Genomic DNA, 23,909 nt, shown 5'->3' on the forward strand with positions numbered 1-23,909 from the left:
GCCTCGACATCGGCGAAATGGAACTTCAGCTCGGAATAGACCTCGGTCAGCACGATCTTGCTGGCCACGTCCCCCGCCGCATGGCCGCCCATCCCGTCGGCCAGCACCACGAAACCGGCCTCGGCCCCCACCGGGAAATCGGCGGTGATCGCATCCTCCTGATAGTCGCGCGCGCCCTGGCTTATCCCCGAGGCGACGTCATAGCGCGGCTCACGCGATCGCCATATCATGCCCGTCTCCTCCGGCCCCGGAGGCCGTCCAGTTGAAGTCAGGCGTGCACAGCACCTTGAGCAGCAGCGAGGTCTCGCCGATCTGAAGCTCGTCCCCGTCGCCCAGGGTTTCGGTCGCGAGCAGCGGCCTGCCGTTCAGCCGCACCAGGTTCGACTTGCCGCCATGGGCAAGATGGAATCGATGCGTCGCCGGATCGTAGACGATCGCCGCATGGTTCTGCCGCGAGATCGCCATGTCGCCGAAGTCCAGCGCAACCGTCTGGTCCGAGCCGCGGCCGATCTGGTTCGTCCCCTGCGACAGCGCAAAGGCCACCCCCTTGCCGGGCCCCTGCTTCACCACCAGCCAGCCGGTCGGGAACATCACCACCCCTTGCCCCGGCGCGGCTGGCGCAACCTCTGCCGCGGGCGCGTCCGCTTCCTCGAACAGCGGCACGACCCCGGCCGCCTGGGTGTCGAAGCCCAGGATGCGGGTCTTGGTCCGGGTCGAGCGCCGGCGCGCGGGCTCGGCCGGGGGCGGCGGGGCGGCGGGCTTTTCGGGTTGGAGATCGCCTTCCTCCAGGTCCCAGATATTGACGGACGAGGCCTGCGCGCCATCGGGCAGCGGAACTTTCTGCTTCACCACGCGGCTGGGGCGCGCCGACGGAAAGTCGGCCTCGGCAGGGGGCGGCGGCGCGGGGGGCGGGGGGGCGACCGCAGCCAGCTGCTCGCGCAGGCGCTTCAGCTCAAGCTCGGCAAGGGCGGCCATGACAGGATCCGGGCCGGACTCGGCCACCGGGGCGGGTTTGGCGGGTTCTTCCGCCCTTCTGAAAAAGGAACGCAGGAACTTCAAGGTGCTCTCCCCTGGTTCTGGACGTGCCGCCAGGTGCCGTATTCCCTCATCCGTCACCCATCAGCTGGAATGATGCGTCCACCGTGCCGCCCCTACGCTGGACCGTGAAGCCAAAAGTTGCAACACCGCCAGTCAGTTCTCGTTGAAGTACGCTGGCCAGAGCGCCGGTCGTCCCCATCGTCTCGCCCGTCGCGCGATACAGCAGGAGGACATCGCCAACCTCCAGGTCGGTCGCCGTGCCCGCCGGCACGGCGGAGACCAAGGTCTGGGTGCCGGTCGGGGTCTCGACCATCTGGAAGGCCAGGCCATTGGCCAGCCGCATCTCGACGACCACCGGCAGGGCTTCCATCTTGCGCACGATATCGGCACCGGGCGTCGCCTCATAGCCGATGATCGCCTTCAGCCCGCCGACCGTCGCCAGGTCCACGCCCTGCGCCAGCATCGCGGGCAGGTCGGCGCCGTCCTGGACCGGCTGGCCGTTCACCTCGACGATGCGCTGGCCCGGCTGCATCCAGAGCGGCGAGGCAGGCAGGACCCCGGCCACAAGGCTCGGGTCGGCCGGATCGGCGAGGAACGGCAGCCGCACCACGCGCGCCAGTGCATAGGGGGCATCCGCCGCGACGACGGGCAGCGCCGCCGTTTGTTCCGCGGTGGGCTGGGGCGGCGAGGCCCGGCCCAGCAGCTGCGACAGCGCGACGGCCAGAACCAGCAGCGCCACGCCGGCAACCAGCAAGAGACTGCTCTGCGACCGGCGGGCCGCGGGCGAAGCCGCGACGGGGGCTGCCGCCACGGTCACGTCGGGGGCTGCCGCAGGGGCCTCGCCCGGCGTCTCGGCCAGGGGCGCCGGGGTGGCGGGGGTGCGGAACGGCAGCGGGGCGACCGCCGCCTCGCGCAGCATCGCCTGCCATTCCGCCGCGCTCTGGATCCGGTCGCGCGGGAAGATCGACATTGCCTTGTCGATCGCCGCCAGGAATCCGGCGGGATAGCCCGCGACCCGGCCCGAGAGCGGCTGGTGCGGATCGGCCTCGCGGTTGGCGATGGCCGACAGCCGTTCCTGCGACGAGCGCGGCGTCTCGCCCGTGATGAGATGGTAGAAGCTGGCCGCCAGCGCGTATAGGTCGCTGCACGGGGCCTGCTTGCTGCCGGCGATGTAGAACTCCTGCGGCGAGTAGCCGTCCTTGACCACCCGCAGCCCCGACAGGGCCCGGCTCTTCCGCGTCATCTCCTTGCGCGAGGCGCCGAAGTCGATCAGCACCGGATTGCCGCTTTCCCGGTCCAGCAGGATGTTGTCGGGCGAGATGTCGCGGTGCAGCAGCCCCTGGTCGTGGACATAGCCCACCGCCTCGAGCACCTTGGCCAGGATCGTGGTGATCTCCTGCGGGGTCAGCCGGGGAACCTTGCCTTCCACCGTTTCCAGCAGGTCCGGCCCCTGGATATAGTCCATCGCCATATAGGCGGTCTCGTTGTCCTCGAAAACCTGGTGGACCTTGACGATATAGGGGTGGTCCAGCCGCGCGAGGTTCTGCGCTTCCTGCTGGAACTGGTTCACGATGGAACGGAATTCCTCTTGCCGCTGGCGGGTGCGCGGGCCGACCACATTGTCGACGCGGCGGCAGAAGCTGGCCGGGAAACATTCCTTGACCACCACCAGGCGCGACAGCGAATCCCGTGCAAGATAGGTGATCCCGAACCCCCCGCTGTTCAGGAACGATTCGACCGTGAACTGGCCGTAGAGAAGACGGGTCCCCGGCCTCAGCTCGTCGGCGAAGAGTTCCTCTTCGGTGTCGTCAATTCTTGCAGCAACCGATGTCATTCATACCATCCACAATACCTGTCGGCCCGCCAGGACAGACCGCCATGCCTGAGTGATACCGGCCGAGTTGGGCCAAATCGTGAAGCCAATTCGTTCGTTTGTTGCCACATTTCAGAAAATCGGACAGATCCGGCGACGGCCTGCGGCCGCACGGCCTTGCCCTTCATGCCCTTGCGTGACACCAGAAGGCATGGTCGAGATCTTTCTTAAAATCCTTCCGTTCTTCGCCGTGATCGGGCTTGGCTACCTGGCCGTGCGGCGCGGGTTCTTCAGCGAGGAGGCTACGGTCTACCTGACGCGCTTCGTGTTCTACTTCGCGCTTTCGGCCATGCTGTTCGGGTTTTCGGCGAATCTGGACGTGGCGGCGATCCTGTCCTGGCCGCTGGTCCTTGCCTATCTCCTCGGCACCTCGCTCGTCTGGCTCCTGGTGGCCTCGGTTGCGCTCTGGCGCGGAAGCAGCCGCGAGGAGGCGGTGTTCGAGGCCCATACTGGCGTCATCGGCAACGTCGGTTTCCTGGGCATTCCGATGCTGATCCTGCTCTTGGGGCCAAAGGCGGTGGGGCCCGTGCTGCTGGTGCTGGCGGTGGACCTGATGGTGTTCTCCTCGATCCTTACCATGGCGATCACCGGCCTGCGCGCAGGCAGGATCAGCGCCCGGACCTTCGGCATCCTCGGCATGGGGCTGTTGCAGAACCCGATGATCGTCTCGACCGTGCTCGGCATCGGCTGGGGGGCGACCGGCCTGGCCCTGCCCGGCCCGGTGAACGAGTTCATGTCGCTTCTCGGCGCGGCCGCCACGCCCTGCGCCCTCTTTGCGATCGGCGGCTCGCTGGCCGGCCGCTCGGCCGAGCGGATGCAGGTCGCGGCCTGGCTTTCCGCCGCCAAGCTGGTGCTGCACCCCGCGGCGGTGGCGGCGGCCTGCTGGGCCTTCGGCCAGGTCGGCTATGCCGCGGGCGTGATGATCGCCGCGGCCGCCTTGCCTGTCGCGGGCAACGTGTTCATTCTGGCGCAGCATTATCGCGTTGCGCCGCAACGGGTATCCACTGCGATCCTGCTGTCCACCGCGGCCTCGGTCGTGACGGTGACGGCGGTGATCGCCCTGATCGGCAAGGGGAGTTGACCATGAAAACCGTATCGGAAAACCGCGCCTTCGGCGGCGTGCAGGGGGTCTATACCCATGCCTCGCAATCGACCGGGGGCGACATGACCTTCGGTCTGTTCCTGCCGGCCCAGGCCGAGGACGGGCCGGTGCCTCTCCTGTGGTTCCTCTCCGGCCTGACCTGCACGCATGAGAACGCGATGATCAAGGCCGGCGCGCAGCGTTGGGCGGCCGAGGCGGGGATCGCGCTCTGCTTTCCCGACACCTCGCCGCGCGGCGAGGGGGTGGCGAACGACGCCGATTTCGCGCTGGGCCAGGGCGCGGGCTTCTACGTCAACGCGACCCAGGCGCCCTGGGCCCCGCATTTCCGCATGTGGGACTATGTGACGGACGAACTGCCGCGCCTCCTGTTCAACGCCTTCCCGCTGGCCGAGGAGGCGCAGGCGATCACCGGGCACTCGATGGGCGGCCACGGCGCGCTGACCATCGCGATGAGCTTTCCGGGCCGCTTCGCCAGCGTCTCGGCCTTCGCGCCGATCTGCAACCCGACGGCGAGCGATTGGGGCCGTCCGCAATTTTCTGCCTATCTCGGACCTGACGAGTCGTCCTGGGCGGCGCATGATGCGAGTCTGCTGATGCGGAAGCGGGGATTCGACGGGCCGATATTGGTGGACCAGGGGACTGCGGACCAGTTCCTGGACAAGCTGAAGCCCGAGGCCCTGGCCGAAGCAATGGCCGCCGCCCGGCAGGGGGGCACGTTCCGGATGCAGAAGGGCTATGATCACAGCTATTTCTTCGTGTCGAGCTTCATGGAGGACCATGTTCATTTCCATGCGGATGCCCTTCTGGGCTAGGGCGCTGCTGCTCTCGCTTTCCCTGGCCTGGGCCTTGCCCGCGCCGGTGGCGGCGGGGGTGGAGGAGTCGGTCCTGGCCGGCGTGAACGACGCGCGGGCCAGGGCGGGCTGCGGGCCCTTGCGGATGAACCCGAAGCTGACCGCGGCGGCGAAATCGCATGCCAGGGCGATGGCCGAGCAGAACTTCTTCAGTCACGCCGGCAAGGACGGCAGCCGGTTCTCGAACCGGATCAAGCGGCAGGGCTACAGCTATCGCGCCGCGGCCGAGAACATCGCGGCGGGGCAGAAATCGGCCTCGCAGGTGGTGGGGGGCTGGCTGAAAAGCGCGGGCCACCGGCGGAACATCCTGAACTGCCGCCTGCAGGAGACCGGGATCGCCGTGGTCTACCAGGCCGACGACAAGCCGATCCGGGGGCAGGGCCAGCCGCTGCGCTATTACTGGGTCCAGGTCTTCGCGACCCCGAGATGACGCTGTATATCGATGCCGATGCCTGCCCGGTGAAGGCCGAGGCCGAGGCGGTCGCCAGCCGCCTCGGGGTGCGGATGGTGCTGGTCTCGAACGGGGGGATCCGGCCCTCGCAGAACCCGCTGGTGGAGAGTGTCTTCGTGTCGGAGGGGCCGGACGAGGCCGATAAGTGGATCGCGGCGGCCTGCGGGGCGGGGGATGTGGTGGTCACCTCGGACATCCCGCTGGCGGCCCGCTGCGTCGCGGCCGGGGCCAGGGTGGTGAAGCCGACCGGCGAGGAACTGACGGCGGCGAACGTGGGGATGGCGCTGGCGACGCGGGATCTGATGGCGGACCTGCGGGCGGCGGATCCGTTCCGGCAGGGCGGCGGCAAGAGCTTCGGCAAGGCCGACCGCAGCCGTTTCCGCGACGTGCTGGACCGGGTGCTGCGCCGGGTGTCCACAGTGGACAATCGGGGCTGACCCCGCAATATCAAGGGTTTGCCCTTGGGCATTCACCATCTGTAAACCAATGCGCGGGGCCACATGCCGTAATGGCTTGTCTGGTGCCCGGCCTTGTGATGTGCTGCCGCGCGAAACCCTGCGAACGGAGCCTTCGATGAAGAACCTCGTGCTGGCGATCCTGGCGGCCTCGACCGCGATCCTGGGGTTCTACTCGTACCAGAGCAGCCGAAAGGTCGGCGAGTTGCAGACGGAACTCGCCGCGCGGGAATCCGCCCTGACCGGGGTCGAGGGCGAGAAGGCCGCGATCGAGGCCGAACTGACCGGACTGCACCGCAGGCTTCAGGAAACCGGCGGCACGGCCGAGGCCCTGGCGGCCGATCTGGAAGCCGCAAGGACGGAACTGGAGACGGCGCGGACCGAAGCCGAAGCGGCGCGGACCGAGGCCGAGGCGGCCCGGGGCGAAGCCGAGGCGGCGCGGGCCGAACTGGCGGCAGCAGCGGCGGCCCAGGCGGAAGCCGCACGGGTGGCCGCCGAAGCGGCAGCGACCGAAGCAGCCGCCGCCGAGGCCGAAGCGGCGCAGGCGGCCGCGGCCGCGGCAGCCCCTGACGAGGCGGTCCCGGCCGCTGCCGCCGAACCCGCCGCCGAGCCTGCGGCGGAACCCGTCCCGACCCCCTGAGCCGGAAGCCTGCCCGCGCCACAGCCATGTCGCGGGCAGGACAGACAGGCCGCGCCCGCCCGGCTCATCTGCCGGCATGGCCCGAAATCAAGCCCTTACGGGCGTGCTGTTCGCTGCGGGCGGCACGCTCATCTTCTCGGTCAACGACGTGGCGATCAAGTTCCTGTCGGGCGGCTATGCGCTGCACCAGGTGATCCTGATCCGCGCCATCGTCGCCATGGCCTTCATCCTGGCGCTGATCCATGCCTCGGAGCGCGGCTGGTCGCAGATCGCCACCAGCCGCCCGGGCGCGCATCTCTTGCGGGTGCTGATCGTGATGCTGTCGAACGTGAGCTATTTCACCGGCCTGGCGGCGATGCCCATGGCCGATGCGGTGGCGGTGGCCTATGTCAGCCCGATCGTGGTGACGCTGCTGTCGATCGTCGTCCTGCACGAGAAGGTCGGTCCCCGGCGCTGGGCGGCGATCGGGGTGGGGATGCTGGGGGTGATCATCATGCTGCGCCCCGGCGCGGGGGTGATCCAGCCGGCGGCGGTGCTGGTGCTGTTCTCGGCGGTGCTTTACGCCAGCGGCAACCTTCTGGCGCGGCACATGGGCGGGACGGAAAGCGCGATGACGCTGTCCTTCTATGTGCAGGCCGGATTCATCGTGGTGAGCCTTTCGATGGGCCTTTGGGTCGGCGACGGGCATCTGGCGACGGAGGATCCTCTCCTGGGCTTCCTGTTCCGGCCCTGGAACTGGCCGCCCCTGGCCGACTGGCCGATCTTCCTGGCCACCGGGCTTGCGGTCGGGTTCGGCGGCCTGATGGTGACGCAGGCCTATCGCACCACCGAGGCCGGGCTGATCGCGCCCTTTGAATATGTGGGCATGCCGATGGCGATCCTCTGGGGGGTGGTGGTCTTCGGCTCGTTCCCCGATGCGACGGCCTGGGTGGGGATTGCGCTGATCTGCGGCTCCGGCCTTTATGTCATCTGGCGCGAGGCGGTGCGGAGGCAAGAGGATGCAGCCTGAAGCGGTGATCTTCGACATCGGCAATGTGCTGACCCGCTGGCAACCCGAGGCCTTCTACGACCGGGTGATCGGCGAGGACCGGCGCCGGGCGCTGTTCGGCGCGGTGGACCTGCACGGGATGAACGAGATCGTCGATGCGGGGGGCCTGTTCCGCGAGACGATCCATGACTGGGCCGGGCGCCATCCGGAGTGGGGCGACGAAATCCGCATGTGGTATGACCGCTGGATCGAACTGGCGAGCCCGCGGATCGAGGGCTCGATCGCGCTCTTGCGGGCGCTGAGAGCCAAGGGCGTGCCGGTCTTCGCGCTGTCGAACTTCGGCCGGTACTCCTGGGAGGAGGCGCGGGACAAGCTGGATTTCCTGGCCGAGTTCGACCGCGAATATGTTTCCGGCCGGATGGGGGTGACAAAGCCCGATCCGAGGATATACGCCATGGTCGAGGCCGATTGCGGGATCGCGCCGGATCGGCTGCTGTTCGCGGACGACCGGGCCGACAATGTGACGGCGGCGGCGCGGCGGGGCTGGCGGACGCATCAGTTCGAAAGCTGGGAAGGCTGGGCGCGGCGGCTGGTGGCCGAGGGATTGCTGACGGAAGGGGAAGCGGGACTGTGACCGAGATCGTACCGAAGGAGGCCGAGGCGCTTCTGGACTGGCCGGGGCATCTGGCGGCGCTGGAGTCCGGGCACCGCCTGCCGCGCGCCGGGATCAAGGACCTGTTCCTGCATCGCGGGGAAGACACGATCCTGGACCGGGCGGCCTGGATCGACGGGCTGGGCTCTCTGGTCAAGGTGGCGACGGTGCATCCGGGCAATGCGGCGCGCGGGCTGCCGACGATCAACGGCGCGGTGACGCTGTTCGACGATGTGACCGGCGTGCTGTCGGCGATCGTGGATTTCCACCTGGTGACCAAGTGGAAGACGGCGGGGGATTCGCTGCTGTCGGCCAGCCGGCTGGCGCGGAAGGACAGCCGGAACATCCTGCTGGTCGGTGCGGGGACGGTGGCGCGCTCGATGGTCGGGGCCTATTCCAGCCTGTTCCCGGAGGCCCGCTTTACCGTCTGGAGCCGCAGCCGCGCCAGCGCCGAGGACATGGGCCTGCCGGTGGCCGATGACCTGGAAGCGGCGGTGAAGGCGGCGGACATCATCTGCACGGCGACGATGGCCACGGCCCCGGTCGTGCTGGGCGAGTGGTTGCAGCCGGGCCAGCACCTGGACCTGATCGGCGCCTACAAGGCCGGCATGCGCGAGGTCGACGACCGCGCCCTGCAGCGCGCGCGGCTGTTCGTGGACAGCCGGGACACCACGGTCGGCCATATCGGCGAGATCATGGACCCGCTGGCCTCGGGCGCGATCCGCGAGGCGGATATCCTGGCGGATTTCTACGACGATCCGGCGCTTTACACGCGGCGGTCGGAGGAGGAGATCACCATCGCCAAGAACGGCGGCGGGGCGCATCTGGACCTGATGACCGCCCGTTTCATCGCCGACCGCTGGCTGGCGCGGTAGTCGGACGTTCCGTTCCGGCGCAGGCTGGTGCTTCCTCCGAATAGATGCCGGGGCGCGCCCTTGGCATCGGGCCATGCGGCGGCATGCCATGCGGCGGCTGCAAGCCTGCCTTGCGCGGCGGCGCTTGTGTCGTAACTGCGCTTATAGTAAGCACGCTTAATGAATCATCGCATCGAAAAGCTCGGCTCGCTGCTGCAGGACGCCGCCCGAAGGATCTGGACGAGGTTCGAGCAGCGGACCGCCGCGCATGGCCTGTCGGCGGCGCAATGGCGGCTTCTGGGCCATCTGCTGCGCGAAGGCCCCCTGACGCAGACGGCGCTGGCCGCGCTGCTGGAGATCGAGCCGATCAGCGTCTCGCGGCTGATCGACCGGATGGAACAGGGCGGCTGGCTGCGGCGCGAGGCGCATCCCGAGGACCGCCGGGCCCGGATCGTGGTGGCCACGGACAAGGCCCGTGCGGTCGCGCCCGAGGCGAAGGAAATCGTCGCCGCGCTGTATGACGAGGCGCTGGCCGGACTGACCGACCAGGACCGGCGCGTCCTGCAGGCGGCGCTGCTGCAGATCATCGAAAACCTGAAGGCCACCGACCCCGGCAAGGCGTCCGGGGCGGCTTCCGCAACGCTCGAGACCCAGACATGAACGCCCGCGCCACTGCCGCCGAACCCGCTGTCGCCGTTCCGGCCGCCGCATCCGCCCCCGCCGCAAAGCCCGCCCGGCCGCTGCGCAAGGCGCTGCTGATGCTGTCGCTTCCCCTTGTGCTGGTGGCGGGCGTGGGGGGCTGGTGGCTGTCCGGCGCCGACCGGGAAAGCACCGAGAACGCCTATCTGCACCAGGCCCGGATCTCGGTCGCGCCGACGGTCGGCGGCCGCGTGGTGGCGGTGAACGTGCGCGAGTTGCAGCCGGTCAAGGCGGGGGACCTGCTGTTCCAGGTCGATCCGCAGCCCTACGCGCTGGCCGTCGCCCAGGCCGAGGCCGCCGTAAGCGCGGCGCGGTTGCAGGTCGGGCAGCTGCGGGCGGCATTGGCCCAGGCCGAGGCGCAGGCCGCGCTGGCCGAGGACGATGCGCGCTATCAGGCGGACGAGCTTGCCCGGCAGGAGGCGCTTGCGGGCAAGGGGGTGACCTCGGGCAGCGCGCTGGACGAGACCCGCCATGTCGGCCGCCAGGCCCGCGAAAGGGCCGAGGTGGCGCGGCTGACCGCCGAGGCCGCCCGTGCGGCGCTGGGCGGCGATGCCACGGCCGCGACCGACGACCATCCGGCGGTCCGCGCCGCCCTGGCCGAGCTGGAGCGCGCCCGCTACAATCTTTCGGTGACCCGCGTCACCGCGCCGGCGGACGGGCTGGTCTATCAGGCGGCCTCGTTCCATCCGGGCGTGATGCTGGCGGCGGGCCAGCCGGTCTTTGCCCTGGTCGAGACCGGCGATGCCTGGGTCGAGGCGAATTTCAAGGAAACCCAGCTGGCCGGGATCACCAAGGGGCAGGCCGCCGAAGTGGTCTTCGACGCCGCCCCCGGCCGGACCTTCAGCGGCACGGTCGAGGCCATCGGCGCGGGCACGGGGGCGGAGTTCTCGCTGCTGCCGGCGCAGAATGCCACCGGCAACTGGGTGAAGGTGACGCAGCGCGTGCCGGTGCGGATCCGTCTGGACGATGCGGCCGGGGCGGCGGTGCTTGCCTCGGGCCTGAGCGCCGAAGTCACGGTCGACACCTCCGGGCCGGGCGACGCCCGGCTGGCGGCGGTGAACTGAGGCCGCGATGTCGGACCTGCCCGAAGCCGCGCCCGCCGGCCCTGCCGGTTCGGGGCCCACGATCGAGGTCGGGCATCGCGGGCTGATCACGCTGTCGATCATGGCGGCGACGATCATGCAGGTGCTGGACACCACCATCGCCAACGTGGCGCTGCCGTCGATGACCGGCGACCTCGGCGCCTCGCAGGACACGATCAACTGGGTGCTGACCAGCTATATCGTCGCCTCGGCGATCATGACGCCGGTCACCGGCTGGCTGGCCGACCGCCTGGGCAAGCGCGAGCTGTTCCTGATCTCCATCGTCGGCTTCGTCGTCACCTCGATCGCCTGCGGCCTGGCCTGGAGCCTGCCGTCGATGGTGGCCTTCCGCCTGATGCAGGGCGTGTTCGGCGCGGCCATCGTGCCCCTGTCGCAGACCTTCCTCCTCGACATCAACCCGCGCGAGAAGGCCGGGCAGGCGATGGCGATGTGGGGCGCCGGGATCATGGTCGGCCCGATCATCGGCCCCACGCTGGGTGGCTGGCTGACCGAAAGCTACAACTGGCGCTGGGTCTTCCTGATCAACCTGCCGGTGGGCGCGCTGGCGCTGCTGGGCTGCCTCGCCTACCTGCCCAGGATGCCGCGCAAAAGGCGCAGCTTCGACATGGCGGGCTTTGCGCTGCTGTCGCTGGCCATCGGGTCGCTGCAACTGATGCTGGACCGAGGCGGCGAGGTCGACTGGTTCGCCGCCGCGGAGACCTGGCTCTACCTGATCGTCTCGGTCTCGGGCTTCTGGATGTTCGTGGTCCATATCCTGACGCGCGAGCATCCGTTCCTTGATCCGCAGATGTTCCGCGACCGCAACTTCCGCATCGGGCTGGTGTTCATCTTCGTCGTCGGCATCATCCTGCTGGCCAGCCTCGCGCTCTTGCCGCCGATGCTGGCGCGGATCCTGGGCTATCCGGTGATCACGACGGGTCTGGTGATGGCCCCGCGCGGGGTGGGGACGATGATCTCGATGCTGATCGTCGGTCGCCTGGTGCGCATCGTCGACCCGCGCGCGCTGGTGCTGGCGGGGCTGACGCTGACCGCGCTGTCGCTGTACGAGATGACGGGCTTTACCCCGCAGATGGACAGCTGGCCGATCATCCGCAGCGGCATCGTCCAGGGCCTGGGGCTGGGGCTGGTCTTCGTGCCCCTGTCCACCATCGCCTTCGCCACGCTGGAGCCGCGCTTTCGCGCCGATGCGACCAGCCTGTTCAGCCTGGTGCGCAACATCGGCTCCTCCATCGGGATTTCCGTCGTGACGGCGGCGATGGCCCGTAACGTCCAGATCAACCATGCCGAGCTTGGCGCCTTCATCCATCCCTACAATCCGGTGCTGGCGCAGGTGAACCCGGCGGCGATCACCGCAGATCCGGCCGCGCTGCAGATGCTGGACGGGCTGGTGAACGTGCAGGCGGCGATGATCGCCTATATCGACGACTTCCAACTGATGATGTGGGTCACGCTTTGCGCCATGCCGCTGGCGCTGATCCTGCGCCGCCCGGCGCGCGGCTGATGTGCGAACCGGCGTGAGACCGGCGCCTGCGGCAGATACTGAATGGATCGGGAAATTGGTCGGAGCGAGAGGATTCGAACCTCCGACCCCCTGCTCCCGAAGCAGGTGCGCTACCAGACTGCGCTACGCTCCGACCTTGCGCGGGGGGTTAAACGGTTGCGCGGACTTTGGCAAGAGGACTTACGCCTGATCTCCGCCGCGACGCCGCAGCCAGCTGGAAATCCGGGGCTGGGTGCCGGTCTCCATCCGCGAGCGGGTTTCCAGCACCGGGCGATTCTGGCTGACCGAGGGCGTGCCCTCGCGCAGCACGATGTAGATGCCCGAGCCGATGATCACCGCCGAGCCGAGCGCGGTATAGAGGTCGACCGATTCACCGAAGAAGATCCAGCCGTAAAGTGCCGCCCAGAGAATCTGGGAATATTGCATCGGCGCGACGATCACGGCGGGCGCGGCGCGATAGGCGGCGATGGTTCCCAGCGCGCCAAGGTTGCCGAGGATCGCCATGACGGCGGTCAGGCCCAGATGCCCGACCGGCATCGGCGCATAGACGAAGGGCATCGTCGCGCCCATGGCGAAGAAGGTCAGGACCATCGGGTAAAGCATCAGCACGACCGAGCGTTCCGCCCCGCCGATCTTGCGCACGATGACGGCGCTCAGCGCCCCGGCCGCCGCCGCGCCGATGGCGGCGAGGTGGCCGAGGGAAAACTCCTGCCCCGCGCCGGGGCGCAGCACGATAAGGACGCCGAGCAGGCCCATGACCACGGCGATGCCCCGGCGCAGGCCCACCCTCTCGCCCAGCATGGGGATGGCGAGGAGGGTGATCAGAAGCGGCATGGCGAAGAAGATCGCATAGCATTGTGCCAAGGGCAGTTGCGAGAAGGCGTAGAACCCCAGCGCCCCGGTCGTCACCGCCGAGACCGAGCGCAGGATCGACCACCAGGGATGGCGCGGGATCAGAGTTCCGCCCCTGCGGTCGCCCATCAGCATCATGGTGACCAGCGGAAAGCCCATCAGGCCGGAAAAGAACATGATCTGGAACGAGGTATAGCTCTCGCCCAGAAGCTTTACCACGACATCGTGGGTCGCATAGGCTCCGAAAGCGGCCAGCGACAGAAGCGCGCCGCGCAGGTTGGAATGCATGTGACAGGTCCGCGAATGCGACGGCCGGGGCCGCGCTGGTAGCGGTATCATCATCACGAAAAACGGCCCCGTCCACAAGGCGGGGCCGCTGGATTCTGCGGGGTTTCCGCTTAGAGGCTGGCGTCGAGCGCCGCGATGATCGCGTCGCCCATCTGGCCGGTCGAGACCGGGCTGCCGCCCTCGGGCCCCATCAGGTCGGCGGTGCGCACGCCGTCGGCCAGCACCTTCTCGACCGCCTTCTCGACCCGCGTCGCCTCGTCGCCCAGGTCGAAGCTGTAGCGCAGCGCCATGGCGAAGCTGAGGATGCAGGCGATCGGGTTGGCCTTGCCCTGGCCCGCGATGTCGGGGGCAGAGCCGTGAACGGGCTCATACAGCGCCTTGGGGCGGCCGTTCGCCATCGGCGCGCCGAGGCTGGCCGAGGGCAGCATGCCCAGGCTGCCGGTCAGCATCGCGGCGGCGTCGGACAAGAGGTCGCCGAACAGGTTGTCGGTCACGATCACGTCGAACTGCTTGGGCCAGCGGCAAAGCTGCATCGCGCCGGCATCGGCATACATGTGCGACAGTTCCACATCCGGGTATTCGCGGTCATGCACCTCGGTCACCACCTCGCGCCAGAGGATGCCGGATTCCATGACGTTGGCCTTCTCCATCGAGCAGACCTTGTTGTTGCGCTTGCGCGCCAGCTCGAAGGCCGAGCGCGCGACGCGGGCGATCTCGCTCTCGGTATAACGCTGGGTGTTGATCCCCACCCGCTCGTTGCCTTCCTTGAAGATGCCGCGCGGCTCGCCGAAGTAGACGCCAGAGGTCAGTTCGCGGACGATGACGATGTCCAGGCCCGCGACGACCTCGCGCTTCAGGCTGGAGAAATCGGCCAGCGCGTCGAAGCACTGGGCGGGGCGCAGGTTGGAGTAGAGGTCCATTTCCTTGCGCAGGCGCAGCAGGCCACGCTCGGGTTTCACCGAAAAGTCCAGCTTGTCGTATTTCGGCCCGCCGACCGCGCCCAGCAGCACGGCGTCGGCGGCCTGGGCCCTGGCCATGGTCGCATCGGTCAGCGGCGTGCCGTGGGCGTCATAGGCGCAGCCGCCGACCAGGTCCTCGGAGACGTCGAAGCGGATGCCGCGCTTGTCGCCCATCCAGCCGATGATCTTCTTCACCTCGGCCATGACTTCCGGGCCGATGCCGTCGCCGGCAAGGATGAGGATCGAGGGATTGGCCATGTCGCAAGCTCCGCAAGGGTTCTGGGTCGCGGCTGGCCTAGCCAAAGGCCGGTGCAGGGTCAAGGATTCACAAGGTCGATGTCCACCCAGACCGGGAAATGCCGCGAGGCGGCGGCAAGGTCGGCGGCCAGCGGGTCGTCGGCGGCGGGCCAGAGGACGCCCGCGCCCGTGACGCGCAGGCGGGAGGAGGGCAGAACATAATCCAGCCGCAGCCCGCCGAGGTCGCCGTAAAGCACAGTATCCAGCGCCGGGTCGCCCTGATGCGCGGGCTCGGCCCTTCCGTGGCTGCCCTTCGGCAGCGGATCGTGCAGCGCGGGATGGGCCAGCAGCGCCGCGATCCCCTCGCGCCGGCCGTCGCCGTCGGCGGGGTCGAGGTTGCCGTCGCCCATCAGGACGAAGGGGGCCTCCGGCGGCGGCATCGGCAGCGCGCCGTCGAGGTAGTGGCGCCAGAAGGCGGCCTCGTCGTGGTTGCGGCGGCCGTTGCGATCCTCGGGCCCGTCGAAGACCGGGGGCGTGGCGTGCCAGGCCAGAAGGTGCAGCGGGCCGGAGCCGGTGACCAGGGGCACGTCCCAGAAGCCGGTGGTGGCAAGGCGCTGCACCCCGGCCAGCGCGGGGTCGCCCTCGGGCAGCAGCGCGCCGGGCAGGTCGCGCCAGAGAAAGCCGGAATGGTCGCGCGCCGCGCCCGCGTCCAGCGGCAGGCGCGACAGGATCGCCATGCCGCCCTGACCCGAGTAGAGCCCATAGCCCTGCGCATCGCGCGGATCGCCGATCCGGCCGTTGCCATCGACGTCAAACCCGGTCTGCGTCCCGGTATTGGGGCGGAAGGCGAAGCGGTGGGGATAGGGGGATCCGGCCTCTGCCAGCCGCCCGGCCAGAAGCCGCAGCGCCACCCCGCCCCGGTCATAGTCGACGGCGGTCAGCAGGAGGACATCGGCATCCAGCGCCACGGCCACCCGGGCGATGGCGGCGATCTGCGGCGAGTCGCCATCGGCCAGATCCTCGACCAGCAGGCCCGGCCCCTCGCGGTCGAGCGCGACGTTCCAGGTGGCAAGGCGCAGCGTCTCGGCCGCGAGGGCCGTCGGAAGCAGCGCCGGAAGAAGGGCTGCGCGGAGGATCAGAACGCCTCGTCCTCCTCCTCGGCGGGGAGGGCGAGGGCAGCCTCTTCCGCAAGTTTCAGGTCGCGCTTGGTGCGGATCATGTCGGCGATCCGGGCCATGGCGACGCCGCGCATCAGCAGGCTGGCGGGCAGATAGGCCCAGGCGGCCATGGTCCAGATCAGCGTCTGCGGCGAGGTCAGCGTGCCCGGCGGCAGTCCCGCCGTCAGGCCCACGATCAGCGCCGGGACGACGAAGGGCAACAGGAAGCCCACGGCCAGGTTGACGCGCGAATCACGCTCCAGCCGGTCGACGACATCGCCATGCGCGGTCGGCTCGAAGGTGGGCAGGTTGACCCAGACGTTGAAGGCGCTTTTGGTGGACGGCCAGCCCGCCAGCTTCAGCACGATGACGAAGATCGCCAGCGACATCAGCGAGACCATATAGGCCGTTCCGGCGGTGGTGCGCATGTCCAGGACCTGCGCGGCGGTCGCGTTTTCGGCCAGCATGAGCGTCGCCAGGCGGACCGGCGAATAGGGGAAGTCCAGCGCGCTGCCCACGACCTCTCCCAACGCGCGGACCAGGCGCGAGATGGTGGTCGGCTCCTCGCCGTCCGCGACGATCAGCGACAGGAGGAGGACGATCGCCAGGAGCATGAGGTAGCGGATGCGGTTGTAGGGCGCGCCGTCACGGAACTCGACCAGGCTGGGATAGATCGCGTTGTATTCGAAGAAGACCAGCGCGCCGGCGAAAAGCGCGACCAGCGCCACGATCTGCTTGGTGTCGGGCCCGATACCCGGCAGGATGACCGAGGGCAGGACGACAAGGATCATCACCAGGAAGGCGCGGACCGCCGAGGTGAAGGCACGGTTCAGCCAGGTCCGGCTAGCATGCTCCAGCGAGGCCAGGATCCTGACGCGCAGGCCGTCGCTTGTCAGCCCGCCCATGCTGGTCCTGATTGCCGCAATTTTGCCCAATTCTGCCCTGCTTCGCCTGACTCGTTCAACTGCCAGCCATCTGAACCCGTATTTGTGGCCATTTCAGGGTCAATCCTCAGCTTTCCCGGAAGGCGCGATGGAAATAGGCGGCAAATGGCGCAAGGAGATAGGCCAGCGGCGTGCGGCTGCCGGTCTGCAGGTAGACCTCGACCGGCATGCCGGGGCGCAGGGGCGGCGCGGGGCCGGGATCGGGGACCACCTCGGCCAGGTAATAGGCCGCGCCGGTCTGCGGATCGCTCAGCGCGTCGGCCGAAACCAGCACCACCCGCCCGGAAAGCCGGGGCCGGTCGCGCCCCGCAAGCGCGGTCGGCACCAGATCGGCGGGCTGGCCGGGGTGGACCTCGTCGACATGAATGGGCGGGATGCGGGCGGTGACGACCAGCGGGCGGTCCTGCGGGACGATGTGCAGGACCGGCTCGGCCGGGCGGAGGACCGCGCCGGGCGTGGTGAGCTGCAGGTCAAGGATGATGCCCGAGGCGGGGGCGCGCAGTTCCAGCCGGTCGATCCGCTGTCGCAGGGCGCGGCGGCGCTCGGCCAGTTCCATGACCTCGGGGCCGATCGCGCGCAGCCCGGCCGCCGCCTCCTCGCGGCGGAGGGTTTCGAGGGTGGAACGCTGGATCTCGACCTCGACCGCCTGGCCTTTGGCGCGGGCCAGCGCGGCCGCAAGCTCGCCCAGCTGGCCGTCAAGCCGGGCTGCCTCACGCTCCAGCGCCAGGATGGTGGCGGAGGCGGCAAGGCCCCGGGCCTGAAGCTCGCGCTGGATGGCGAGTTCGCGGTCGATCAGGCCGGCCTGAAGCGCGACGGCGGCGCGCTGGGCGGCGATCCCCTCGCCCTGGGCGCGGGCCTGGTCGATCCGCCGGTCCAGTTGCGCGCAATTCTCGCGCAGCGTGGCGAGACGGGCCTGGAACAGGCGGCGCTCGGCCTCGGCGGCGGGGCCGGGGGGAAAGCCGGGGGTGGTCAGGCCGTCGCGCTCGGCCAGAAGGCGGGCGCGTTGCGCGGCAAGGTCCTGCAGGCGGCCCTCGACGATCGCCAGTTCGGAGGCCAGCGCCGCGCCGTCGAGCCGGATCAGGACCTGGCCCGCGCGGACCGGATCGCCCTCGGCCACCAGGATCGCTGCGACCACGCCGCCGTCGGGGTGCTGGACGACCTGGCGGTCATCCTCGACCTCGACCCTGCCTTGCGCGACGATGGCCCCGGCAAGCGGCGTCAGCGCGGCCCAGAGACCGAAGCCCGGCACCACCACGGCCAGGGCCACAAGGCCGAGAAGCGCGGCCGGGCGGAAGGAGAGCGGGGTCATGCGGCAGCGCCCGGCCGGGCAAGCGCGGCGGCGTTGCGGACCGTCTGGCGCAGCACCTCCTCCCTGGGTCCGAAGGCCGCCATCCTTCCGTCCTGCAGCACCATGAGGAGATCGCATTCCTGCAGCGCGGCGGGGCGGTGCGCCATGACCAGCACCGCCGCGCCCCGCGCCTTGGCGGCGCCGACCGCCTGGTTGAGCGCCTCGGTCCCGTCGTGGTCGAGGTTGGCGTTGGGCTCGTCCAGGATCAGAAGCACCGGATCGTCGTAAAGCGCCCGCGCCAGGGCCAGCCGCTGCAACTGGCCGCCGGAGAGCGGGCTTCCCGAGGGGGAGAGCCGGGTGTCGTAGCCATCGGTCAGAGCCAGGATCAGCCGGTGCGCGCCGGCGGCGGCGGCGGCGGCGATCACCTTTTCCGCCACGGGGACGGGGTCGAGACGGGCGATGTTCTCGGCCACGGTGCCGTCGAACAGCGCCACCCGTTGCGGCAGGCAGCCGATCAGCCGGCCGAGGCGGTCGGGCCCGTATTGCGCAAGCGTCGCCCCGTCCAGCCTGACCTCTCCCGCCGCGACGGGCCAGACCCCGGCCAGAACCCGCGCCAGCGCGCTTTTCCCCGCGCCGGAGGCGCCGATCACCCCCAGCGCCTGACCGGGGGCAAGGGTGAAGCTGACGCCGCGCAGGATCGGGGGCGCGCCGCCCGGGGGCCGGATCGACAGACCCGCCACAGCAAGAAGGGCGCGGGGCGGGGGCAGGGGCAGTCGCGGCGGGGGCGGGGGCACGGCCGAGAGAAGCCCGGCCAGCCGCCGCCGGGCCTGCAGCGCGGCCGAGGCCACGGGCCAATGCGCCAGCGCCTGCTCGACCGGCTGCAGCGCGCGGCCGACCAGGATCGAGGTGGCGATCATCGCGCCGGGCGACAGTTCCTGCCGCAGGACCAGCCAGGCGGCAAGGCCCAGCATGGCCGATTGCAGGAACAGCCGGAAGGTGCGGCCCGTGACGGCGAAGCGTCCGGCCGTGTCCGAGGCGGCGATTCCGGCGAGAAGCGCGCGCTCGCGGCTGGCGGCCCAGCGCGCGAAGCCGGTGCCGGAATGCGGCTCTCCCCCGGCGCGGAGGCTGTCGGCGAGGCGGTCGGCGGTCATCGCGGCCAGCGTTGCCGCCTGGCCCCGGCCTTCGCCCAGCCGCTGGCTGGCCCAGGCCAGCGCCACCAGCACCGCCCCGCCGCCAAGCGCCAGCGCGCCAAGCCAGGGGTGGAACAGGACCACCAGCACCGCGAAGACCGGGGTCCAGGGCGCGTCGAACAGCGCCGGCAGCAGCGGCGAGGCCCAGAGCCGCGCCAGAGCGTCGAGGTCGCGCTGGGCGGCCAATGCCGCGGGATCGGCCGGGGCCAGCGCCAGCCGGTGCAGCGCGGCCTGCATCACCCTTGCATCAATCCCGGCCTGGAACCGTGCCCCGACCCGGGCGAGGATCCGGGCGCGGGCATGGTCCAGGAGTCCAAGGGCCAGCATCAGGAAGGCCGCGATCAGCGTCAGCGACAAAAGCGTCTCGGCCGAGCGCGAGACCAGAACCCGGTCGTAGACCTGCAGCATGTAGAGCGGCGGGGTCAGCATCAGAAGATTGACCGCGACCGAGAAGGCGAAGGCCAGCCCGATGGCCCGGTTCAGCCCGGCGCGGGCAACCGAAAGCTCCTCAAGTCCGGGGTGGAGGTCGGGGGGCGGGACGGGGGCGGGGACGGTCGGGGCGGCCATCGCGGTTCCTTGGCATCATCCTGCCGGCGCGGCGATCCGGCCACGGTTCGGCGTTGTCTTCGGCAGGTCACGGTCTTATGCCTTGCCAACCGCCCGTCCGGTCGTGACAGGAAGGGGCGGGTTGCGGAACTGTAGGTCGATGGATCTGAAGAATTCATTTACGTCCGGGCGCCCCAGGGTCGGCCTGCTTGCCGTCCTGGCGATGCAGGCGGGGCTGGCGGGCTGCGCCGGCGCACCGGGGCCGGACGGGATCAACGATCCCTATGAGGCGACCAATCGCAAGGTGCATGCCTTCAACCTTGGCGTGGACCGGGCGCTGGTCGGCCCGGCGGCCGAGGGTTACGGCAGCGTCGTGCCCGCGCCGGTGCAGCGCGTCGTGGGCAACGTCGCCGATACGCTGGACCTGCCGGGCGACATCGCGAATAACCTGCTGCAGCTGCGCATCGCCGATGCGGGCCAGAATTCGCTGCGGCTGACGATGAACCTGATCTTCGGGATCGGCGGCCTGTTCGACTTCTCGACCGCCATCGGGCTTCCGGGCAAACCGACCGATTTCGGCGAGACGCTGCATGTCTGGGGCGTGGGCGAGGGGGTCTATGTGGAACTTCCCTTCGCCGGGCCCTCGACCGCGCGGGACGCGGCGGGGATGGCGGTGGATGTGGTGCTGAACCCGGTGCGGCTGGCCCTGCCGGACAAGGAAGCGACGGCGGCGACGGTGCTGAAGCTCTTCTCACGGCTTGGTGATCGCAATCGTTACTCGGATACGATCGATTCCATCCTATATGAAAGCGCGGACAGCTATGCCCAGGGGCGGCTTCTCTACCTGCAGAACCGCCGGTTCGAGCTGGGGCAGGAGACGGGCGCGGCCGAGGGCGCTGGCGACGAAGGCTTCATCGACCCCTACGAGGACCCCTATGCCGAATGAGATCATCCTGACGCGCCGCGCCTTCGCGGCTGGACTGGCCGTGACGGCCGCCGCGCTGGCGCTGCCCCTGCCGGCGCAGGCGCTGACGGCCGATCAGGCGCGTTCGCTCGTCGACAAGACGGTGACGGACATCAACTCGATCATCAACTCGGGCAAGTCCGAAGGCGCGATGCTTGGCGATTTCGAACGGCTTTTCGCGCGCTATGCCGATGTGCCGGCGATCGCGCGCTCGGTCCTGGGGCCGGCGGCGCGGCAGGCGTCCAAGGCGCAGCTCTCGGCCTATACCAAGGCCTTCCAGGGCTACATCAGCCGCAAGTACGGCCGCCGCTTCCGCGAGTTCATCGGCGGGCGGATCGAGGTGGCCGATGCGCGGAAGGTGAAAAGCTTCTACGAGGTGATCTCGACCGCGCATCTGAAGGGCGAGGCCCCGTTCGAGGTGCGCTGGCATGTGTCGGACAAGTCCGGCAAGAGCCTGTTCTTCAATATCATCATCGAGGGCGTGAACATGCTCGCGTCCGAGCGCACCGAGATGGGCGCGCTGCTGGACCAGCGCGGCGGCGATCTTGACCGGCTGATCAAGGATCTCGCCCGGCTCTGACGGCGCGGAAGGCGAAAGACGGGGCCCCTTGATCGCCTGATCAGGGGGCCTTTCCTCGTCCGCTGCCTCAGTTCCGCGGCGCGCCCAGGATCTCGTCCAGGATCTGCTCGGCCAGGTCGTCCGCGCCAAGGCCGCCGCCTTCGACCGGGCCTTCCTTCACCGCGCCCTCGGGGAGCGGGCCCTCGATATAGGGCACATCCCCGGGCAGGGGCGCGGTATAGGCCTCGGGCAGGGGGGCCTCATAGCCCTGGCCGTCGAAGACCGGGGCGTCCGGATCGTCGAAATAGGGCACTTCCTCGGCGGTGACGGCGCCTTCTGTGGTGCTGGGGTCGATCGGCGCATAGGTGGAATCCGGCACCTCGGTCAGCAGCGGCCTGGCCGGGACGCCCTCGTTGATCCGCACCATGACCTCGTGCCAGATCTCGGCCGGAAGGCCGCCGCCGGTGACGCCGGAAAGCGGGCTGTTGTCGTCGTAGCCCATCCAGACGCCCACCACATAATCGGCGGTGAAGCCCACGAACCAGGCGTCCCGCGCGCTTTGCGTGGTGCCGGTCTTGCCCGCCGCCGGCCGGTCGTCCAGCCGGGCGCGGCCGCCGGTGCCGGAGTCCAGCACCTCGCGCATCATGTAGGTCAGCGCCCGCGCCGCCTTCTCCGAGATCACGCGCTCGCCGATGCCGCCGCCCGCGCCGAACAATTCCTCGTCCATCCCCTTCAGCTTCAGCGCCTGCAGGCCATAGGGCGTGACGGCCGAGCCGCCGTTCAGGATGCCGGCGAAGGCGCCGGTCATGTCGATCAGGGTGGATTCCGACACGCCGAGCGCCAGCGCCGGGCCGTCGGCGAAGTTCTGCGCCAGGCCGAAGTCGGTGGCGACCTGCTTGACCAGGTCGCGGCCTACCGCCTCGGACACCCGGACGGCCGGGATGTTGCGGCTTTCGGCCAGGGCCTGGGTCAGGGTGATCCGGCCCTTGAACGTCTTGTCATAGTTCTGCGGGCACCAGTCCCCCGACCCGGCGGTGTAGATGCAGAGCGGCGTATCCTCGACCAGGTCCATCGGGCTGTAGCCAAGGTCCATCGCCACGGCATAGACGAAGGGCTTGAAGGTCGACCCGGTCTGCCGCAGCGCCTGGGTCGCGCGGTTGAAATCGCCCGCGTTCGGCGTGTTGCGGCCGCCGACCATGGCCCGCACCGCGCCGTCCGCGCTCATCACCACGATGGCGGCCTGGGCTTTCGACCCGGCCTTGACCTTGTTTTCGAACACCCAGGCCAGCGCCTCCTCGGCCTGCCGCTGCATGGTCTGGTCCAGCGTCGTCTCGATCACCACATCCTCGGTGGTGTCGCGGGCAAGGTAGTCGGGCGTCGTCTCCATCACCCAGTCGGCGAAATAGCCGCCGGACTTCTGCTTGGCCGCCTTGGACAGCACGGCGGGATTGGCCCGCGCCTCGTCGGCCTGGGCCTTGGTCAGGAAGCCCTGCTCCTCCATCAGCCCGATCACCACGGCGGCGCGGTTCCGCGCCCGCTCCATGCTAGAGGTCGGGGCATAGGTCGAGGGGGCCTTCAGAAGCCCCGCCAGCATCGCCGCCTCGGCCGCGGTCACGTCCTTGGCCGACTTGCCGAAATAGCGTTGCGCGGCGGCCTCGAACCCCCGGGTGCCCGCGCCGAGATAGGCGCGGTTGAGGTAGATCGTCAGGATCTCCTCCTTGGAATACTTGGTCTCCATCGCGATGGAGAAGGGGACTTCCTTGATCTTGCGCCACATGCCGCCCTGGCGGCAGTCCCGCTCGTAATCGGTCTCGGACTTCCACTGCTTGGGATCCCATTGCACGCCAAGGCAAAGAAGCTTGGCCGTCTGCTGGGTGATGGTCGAGCCGCCGTTGCCCTCGAACGCCCCGCGTCCCTCGGACAGGTTGATGCGGATGGCGCTGGCGATGCCGCGCGGGCTGACGCCGTAATGCCAGTAGAACCGCTTGTCCTCGGTCGCGATCACCGCGTCATGCAGGAAGGGCGAGACGCTTTCGGAGGTGATCATGCCGCCGAAGGTCTCGCCCCGCCAGGCGAAGACCTCGCCCTCGCGGTCCAGCATCGTGACCGAGCCGCGGGCGCGGCCGTCGATCAGCTCGGCCACCGGGGGAAGCTGGGCGTAGAAATACCAGACGATGCCGGCCAGGATCAGCGCGCCGATCGCGGTGGCGCGCCAGGCGATGCCCCAGAGGACGCGCCAGACCATCAGGAAGAAGCCGAGGACCAGCCCGTGCTGCCGCCGGGGCGGACGGGCGCGCCGCGCCTTGCGCGCACGGGGCGGTTTCGGCGCGGCGGGCTTGCGCGCACCGCCATTGCCGCCCGAGCCGCCATTGCCGCCCGTGCGCGCCGAATACCGCTTGTCCGCGACCAGGGGACGCTTGCCCCCGCTACCTGCTGCCATGCCCGATGTCCGCCACTGGAACGAAGGCCGGTTCCCGGCCCGATTGGGCGCAACATAGCGGGCTTTGTCGGGAAAGCGAAGGTCGGTGGATCCGATTCGCCTTAACCCGCCGCTCAAAAACCGGGCATCGCGGCGCGGAAGTGCCGGAATTTTGCCTAAGGCGCCTGCCCGGACCCGGTCGCGGGTGCGGAATCCTTGTCCCGACGCCGGCTTGCCGCGCCTCATCGGGGCGACTGGCGTGGAAGAAAGGAACCGACCGTGAAGCCGAGCCTTGCAGC

Annotated in this window: 22 protein-coding genes, 1 tRNA gene and 1 pseudogene; 13 read left to right on the top strand and 11 right to left on the bottom strand. The window is 69.5% G+C overall.

Going from position 1 to position 23,909, the window contains the following annotated elements; all coding sequences use genetic code 11:
• The 3 genes and pseudogenes from ACE3UA_RS11185 to ACE3UA_RS11195 form a co-directional block, all read right to left on the bottom strand.
• Positions 1-227: pseudogene (locus tag ACE3UA_RS11185) on the bottom strand (serine/threonine-protein phosphatase); the annotation flags it as partial.
• Positions 211-975: an FHA domain-containing protein gene (locus ACE3UA_RS11190; protein WP_374645104.1), complete on the bottom strand. Its 765-nt coding sequence runs from the start codon at positions 973-975 to the stop codon at positions 211-213. The gene ACE3UA_RS11190 and the pseudogene ACE3UA_RS11185, both read right to left, overlap by 17 nt.
• 130 nt (positions 976-1,105) lie before the next feature.
• Positions 1,106-2,872, bottom strand: a complete 1,767-nt coding sequence (locus ACE3UA_RS11195) for a serine/threonine protein kinase (RefSeq protein WP_374645106.1) — start codon at positions 2,870-2,872, stop codon at positions 1,106-1,108.
• Positions 2,873-3,062: 190 nt separating this feature from the next.
• Here ACE3UA_RS11195 and ACE3UA_RS11200 point away from each other — a divergent pair, with 190 nt between their 5' ends.
• The 11 genes from ACE3UA_RS11200 (at position 3,063) to ACE3UA_RS11250 (ending at position 12,207) form a co-directional block, all read left to right on the top strand.
• The gene (locus tag ACE3UA_RS11200) at positions 3,063-3,992 is read left to right on the top strand and encodes an AEC family transporter (RefSeq protein WP_374645108.1); all 930 of its coding nucleotides are present in this window, start codon (positions 3,063-3,065) and stop codon (positions 3,990-3,992) included.
• A 2-nt stretch (positions 3,993-3,994) separates the two neighbouring features.
• The gene (fghA, locus tag ACE3UA_RS11205) at positions 3,995-4,825 is read left to right on the top strand and encodes an S-formylglutathione hydrolase (protein WP_287865329.1); all 831 of its coding nucleotides are present in this window, start codon (positions 3,995-3,997) and stop codon (positions 4,823-4,825) included.
• Positions 4,791-5,294: a CAP domain-containing protein gene (locus ACE3UA_RS11210; protein WP_374645111.1), complete on the top strand. Its 504-nt coding sequence runs from the start codon at positions 4,791-4,793 to the stop codon at positions 5,292-5,294. The genes fghA and ACE3UA_RS11210 overlap by 35 nt, the downstream gene beginning before the upstream one ends.
• On the top strand, positions 5,291-5,752 hold the full coding sequence (locus ACE3UA_RS11215; RefSeq protein WP_374645113.1) for a YaiI/YqxD family protein: 462 nt from the start codon (positions 5,291-5,293) through the stop codon (positions 5,750-5,752). The genes ACE3UA_RS11210 and ACE3UA_RS11215 overlap by 4 nt, the downstream gene beginning before the upstream one ends.
• Positions 5,753-5,888: 136 nt before the next feature.
• Positions 5,889-6,410, top strand: coding sequence for a hypothetical protein (locus ACE3UA_RS11220; protein WP_374645115.1), 522 nt, complete (start codon positions 5,889-5,891; stop codon positions 6,408-6,410).
• Between the two features lie 76 nt (positions 6,411-6,486).
• Complete coding sequence (locus ACE3UA_RS11225; RefSeq protein WP_374645117.1) at positions 6,487-7,419, top strand: DMT family transporter; 933 nt, start codon at positions 6,487-6,489, stop codon at positions 7,417-7,419.
• Positions 7,409-8,032 carry an HAD family hydrolase gene (locus tag ACE3UA_RS11230; RefSeq protein WP_374645119.1) on the top strand — a complete coding sequence of 208 codons (624 nt, stop codon included), beginning with the start codon at positions 7,409-7,411 and terminating at the stop codon, positions 8,030-8,032. Before ACE3UA_RS11225 ends, ACE3UA_RS11230 begins: the two co-directional genes overlap by 11 nt.
• A complete protein-coding gene (locus ACE3UA_RS11235; protein WP_374645121.1) occupies positions 8,029-8,925 on the top strand; it encodes an ornithine cyclodeaminase family protein in 897 nt (298 codons plus the stop codon). The genes ACE3UA_RS11230 and ACE3UA_RS11235 overlap by 4 nt, the downstream gene beginning before the upstream one ends.
• Before the next feature lie 159 nt (positions 8,926-9,084).
• Positions 9,085-9,564: a MarR family winged helix-turn-helix transcriptional regulator gene (locus ACE3UA_RS11240; RefSeq protein WP_374645123.1), complete on the top strand. Its 480-nt coding sequence runs from the start codon at positions 9,085-9,087 to the stop codon at positions 9,562-9,564.
• Entirely contained in the window at positions 9,561-10,667 is a 1,107-nt protein-coding gene (locus ACE3UA_RS11245; protein ID WP_374645125.1) for an efflux RND transporter periplasmic adaptor subunit, read from the top strand. The genes ACE3UA_RS11240 and ACE3UA_RS11245 overlap by 4 nt, the downstream gene beginning before the upstream one ends.
• A 7-nt stretch (positions 10,668-10,674) precedes the next feature.
• On the top strand, positions 10,675-12,207 hold the full coding sequence (locus ACE3UA_RS11250; RefSeq protein WP_374645127.1) for a DHA2 family efflux MFS transporter permease subunit: 1,533 nt from the start codon (positions 10,675-10,677) through the stop codon (positions 12,205-12,207).
• A gap of 56 nt (positions 12,208-12,263) precedes the next feature.
• Here ACE3UA_RS11250 and ACE3UA_RS11255 read toward each other — a convergent pair.
• The 7 genes from ACE3UA_RS11255 to ACE3UA_RS11285 all read right to left on the bottom strand — a co-directional run bounded on the left by ACE3UA_RS11255 (position 12,264) and on the right by ACE3UA_RS11285 (position 19,689).
• Positions 12,264-12,340, bottom strand: a tRNA-Pro gene (locus ACE3UA_RS11255).
• Positions 12,341-12,387: 47 nt separating this feature from the next.
• Entirely contained in the window at positions 12,388-13,347 is a 960-nt protein-coding gene (locus tag ACE3UA_RS11260) for a DMT family transporter (RefSeq protein WP_374645129.1), read from the bottom strand.
• A 110-nt stretch (positions 13,348-13,457) separates the two neighbouring features.
• Positions 13,458-14,564 (bottom strand): 3-isopropylmalate dehydrogenase, encoded by a 1,107-nt coding sequence (gene leuB, locus ACE3UA_RS11265; RefSeq protein ID WP_374645131.1) that lies wholly within the window; start codon positions 14,562-14,564, stop codon positions 13,458-13,460.
• 59 nt (positions 14,565-14,623) lie between these two features.
• Complete coding sequence (locus ACE3UA_RS11270; RefSeq protein ID WP_374645301.1) at positions 14,624-15,652, bottom strand: endonuclease/exonuclease/phosphatase family protein; 1,029 nt, start codon at positions 15,650-15,652, stop codon at positions 14,624-14,626.
• A 26-nt stretch (positions 15,653-15,678) separates the two neighbouring features.
• Positions 15,679-16,605, bottom strand: a complete 927-nt coding sequence (locus ACE3UA_RS11275) for a hypothetical protein (protein WP_374645133.1) — start codon at positions 16,603-16,605, stop codon at positions 15,679-15,681.
• Between the two features lie 106 nt (positions 16,606-16,711).
• Positions 16,712-17,953 (bottom strand): HlyD family type I secretion periplasmic adaptor subunit, encoded by a 1,242-nt coding sequence (locus ACE3UA_RS11280; protein WP_374645135.1) that lies wholly within the window; start codon positions 17,951-17,953, stop codon positions 16,712-16,714.
• The gene (locus ACE3UA_RS11285) at positions 17,950-19,689 is read right to left on the bottom strand and encodes a type I secretion system permease/ATPase (RefSeq protein ID WP_374645137.1); all 1,740 of its coding nucleotides are present in this window, start codon (positions 19,687-19,689) and stop codon (positions 17,950-17,952) included. Before ACE3UA_RS11285 ends, ACE3UA_RS11280 begins: the two co-directional genes overlap by 4 nt.
• Positions 19,690-19,828: 139 nt before the next feature.
• Between ACE3UA_RS11285 and ACE3UA_RS11290 the strand changes: the two genes are divergently transcribed.
• Positions 19,829-20,614, top strand: coding sequence for a VacJ family lipoprotein (locus ACE3UA_RS11290; RefSeq protein ID WP_374645139.1), 786 nt, complete (start codon positions 19,829-19,831; stop codon positions 20,612-20,614).
• Positions 20,604-21,212, top strand: coding sequence for a phospholipid-binding protein MlaC (locus ACE3UA_RS11295; protein ID WP_374645141.1), 609 nt, complete (start codon positions 20,604-20,606; stop codon positions 21,210-21,212). The genes ACE3UA_RS11290 and ACE3UA_RS11295 overlap by 11 nt, the downstream gene beginning before the upstream one ends.
• Positions 21,213-21,279: 67 nt before the next feature.
• Here ACE3UA_RS11295 and ACE3UA_RS11300 read toward each other — a convergent pair whose 3' ends face one another.
• Positions 21,280-23,631: a transglycosylase domain-containing protein gene (locus ACE3UA_RS11300; protein ID WP_374645143.1), complete on the bottom strand. Its 2,352-nt coding sequence runs from the start codon at positions 23,629-23,631 to the stop codon at positions 21,280-21,282.
• Between the last annotated feature and the right edge of the window lie 278 nt (positions 23,632-23,909).

Source organism: Tabrizicola sp., assembly GCF_041919135.1.
In the GTDB taxonomy this organism is placed as follows: Bacteria; Pseudomonadota; Alphaproteobacteria; order Rhodobacterales; family Rhodobacteraceae; genus Tabrizicola.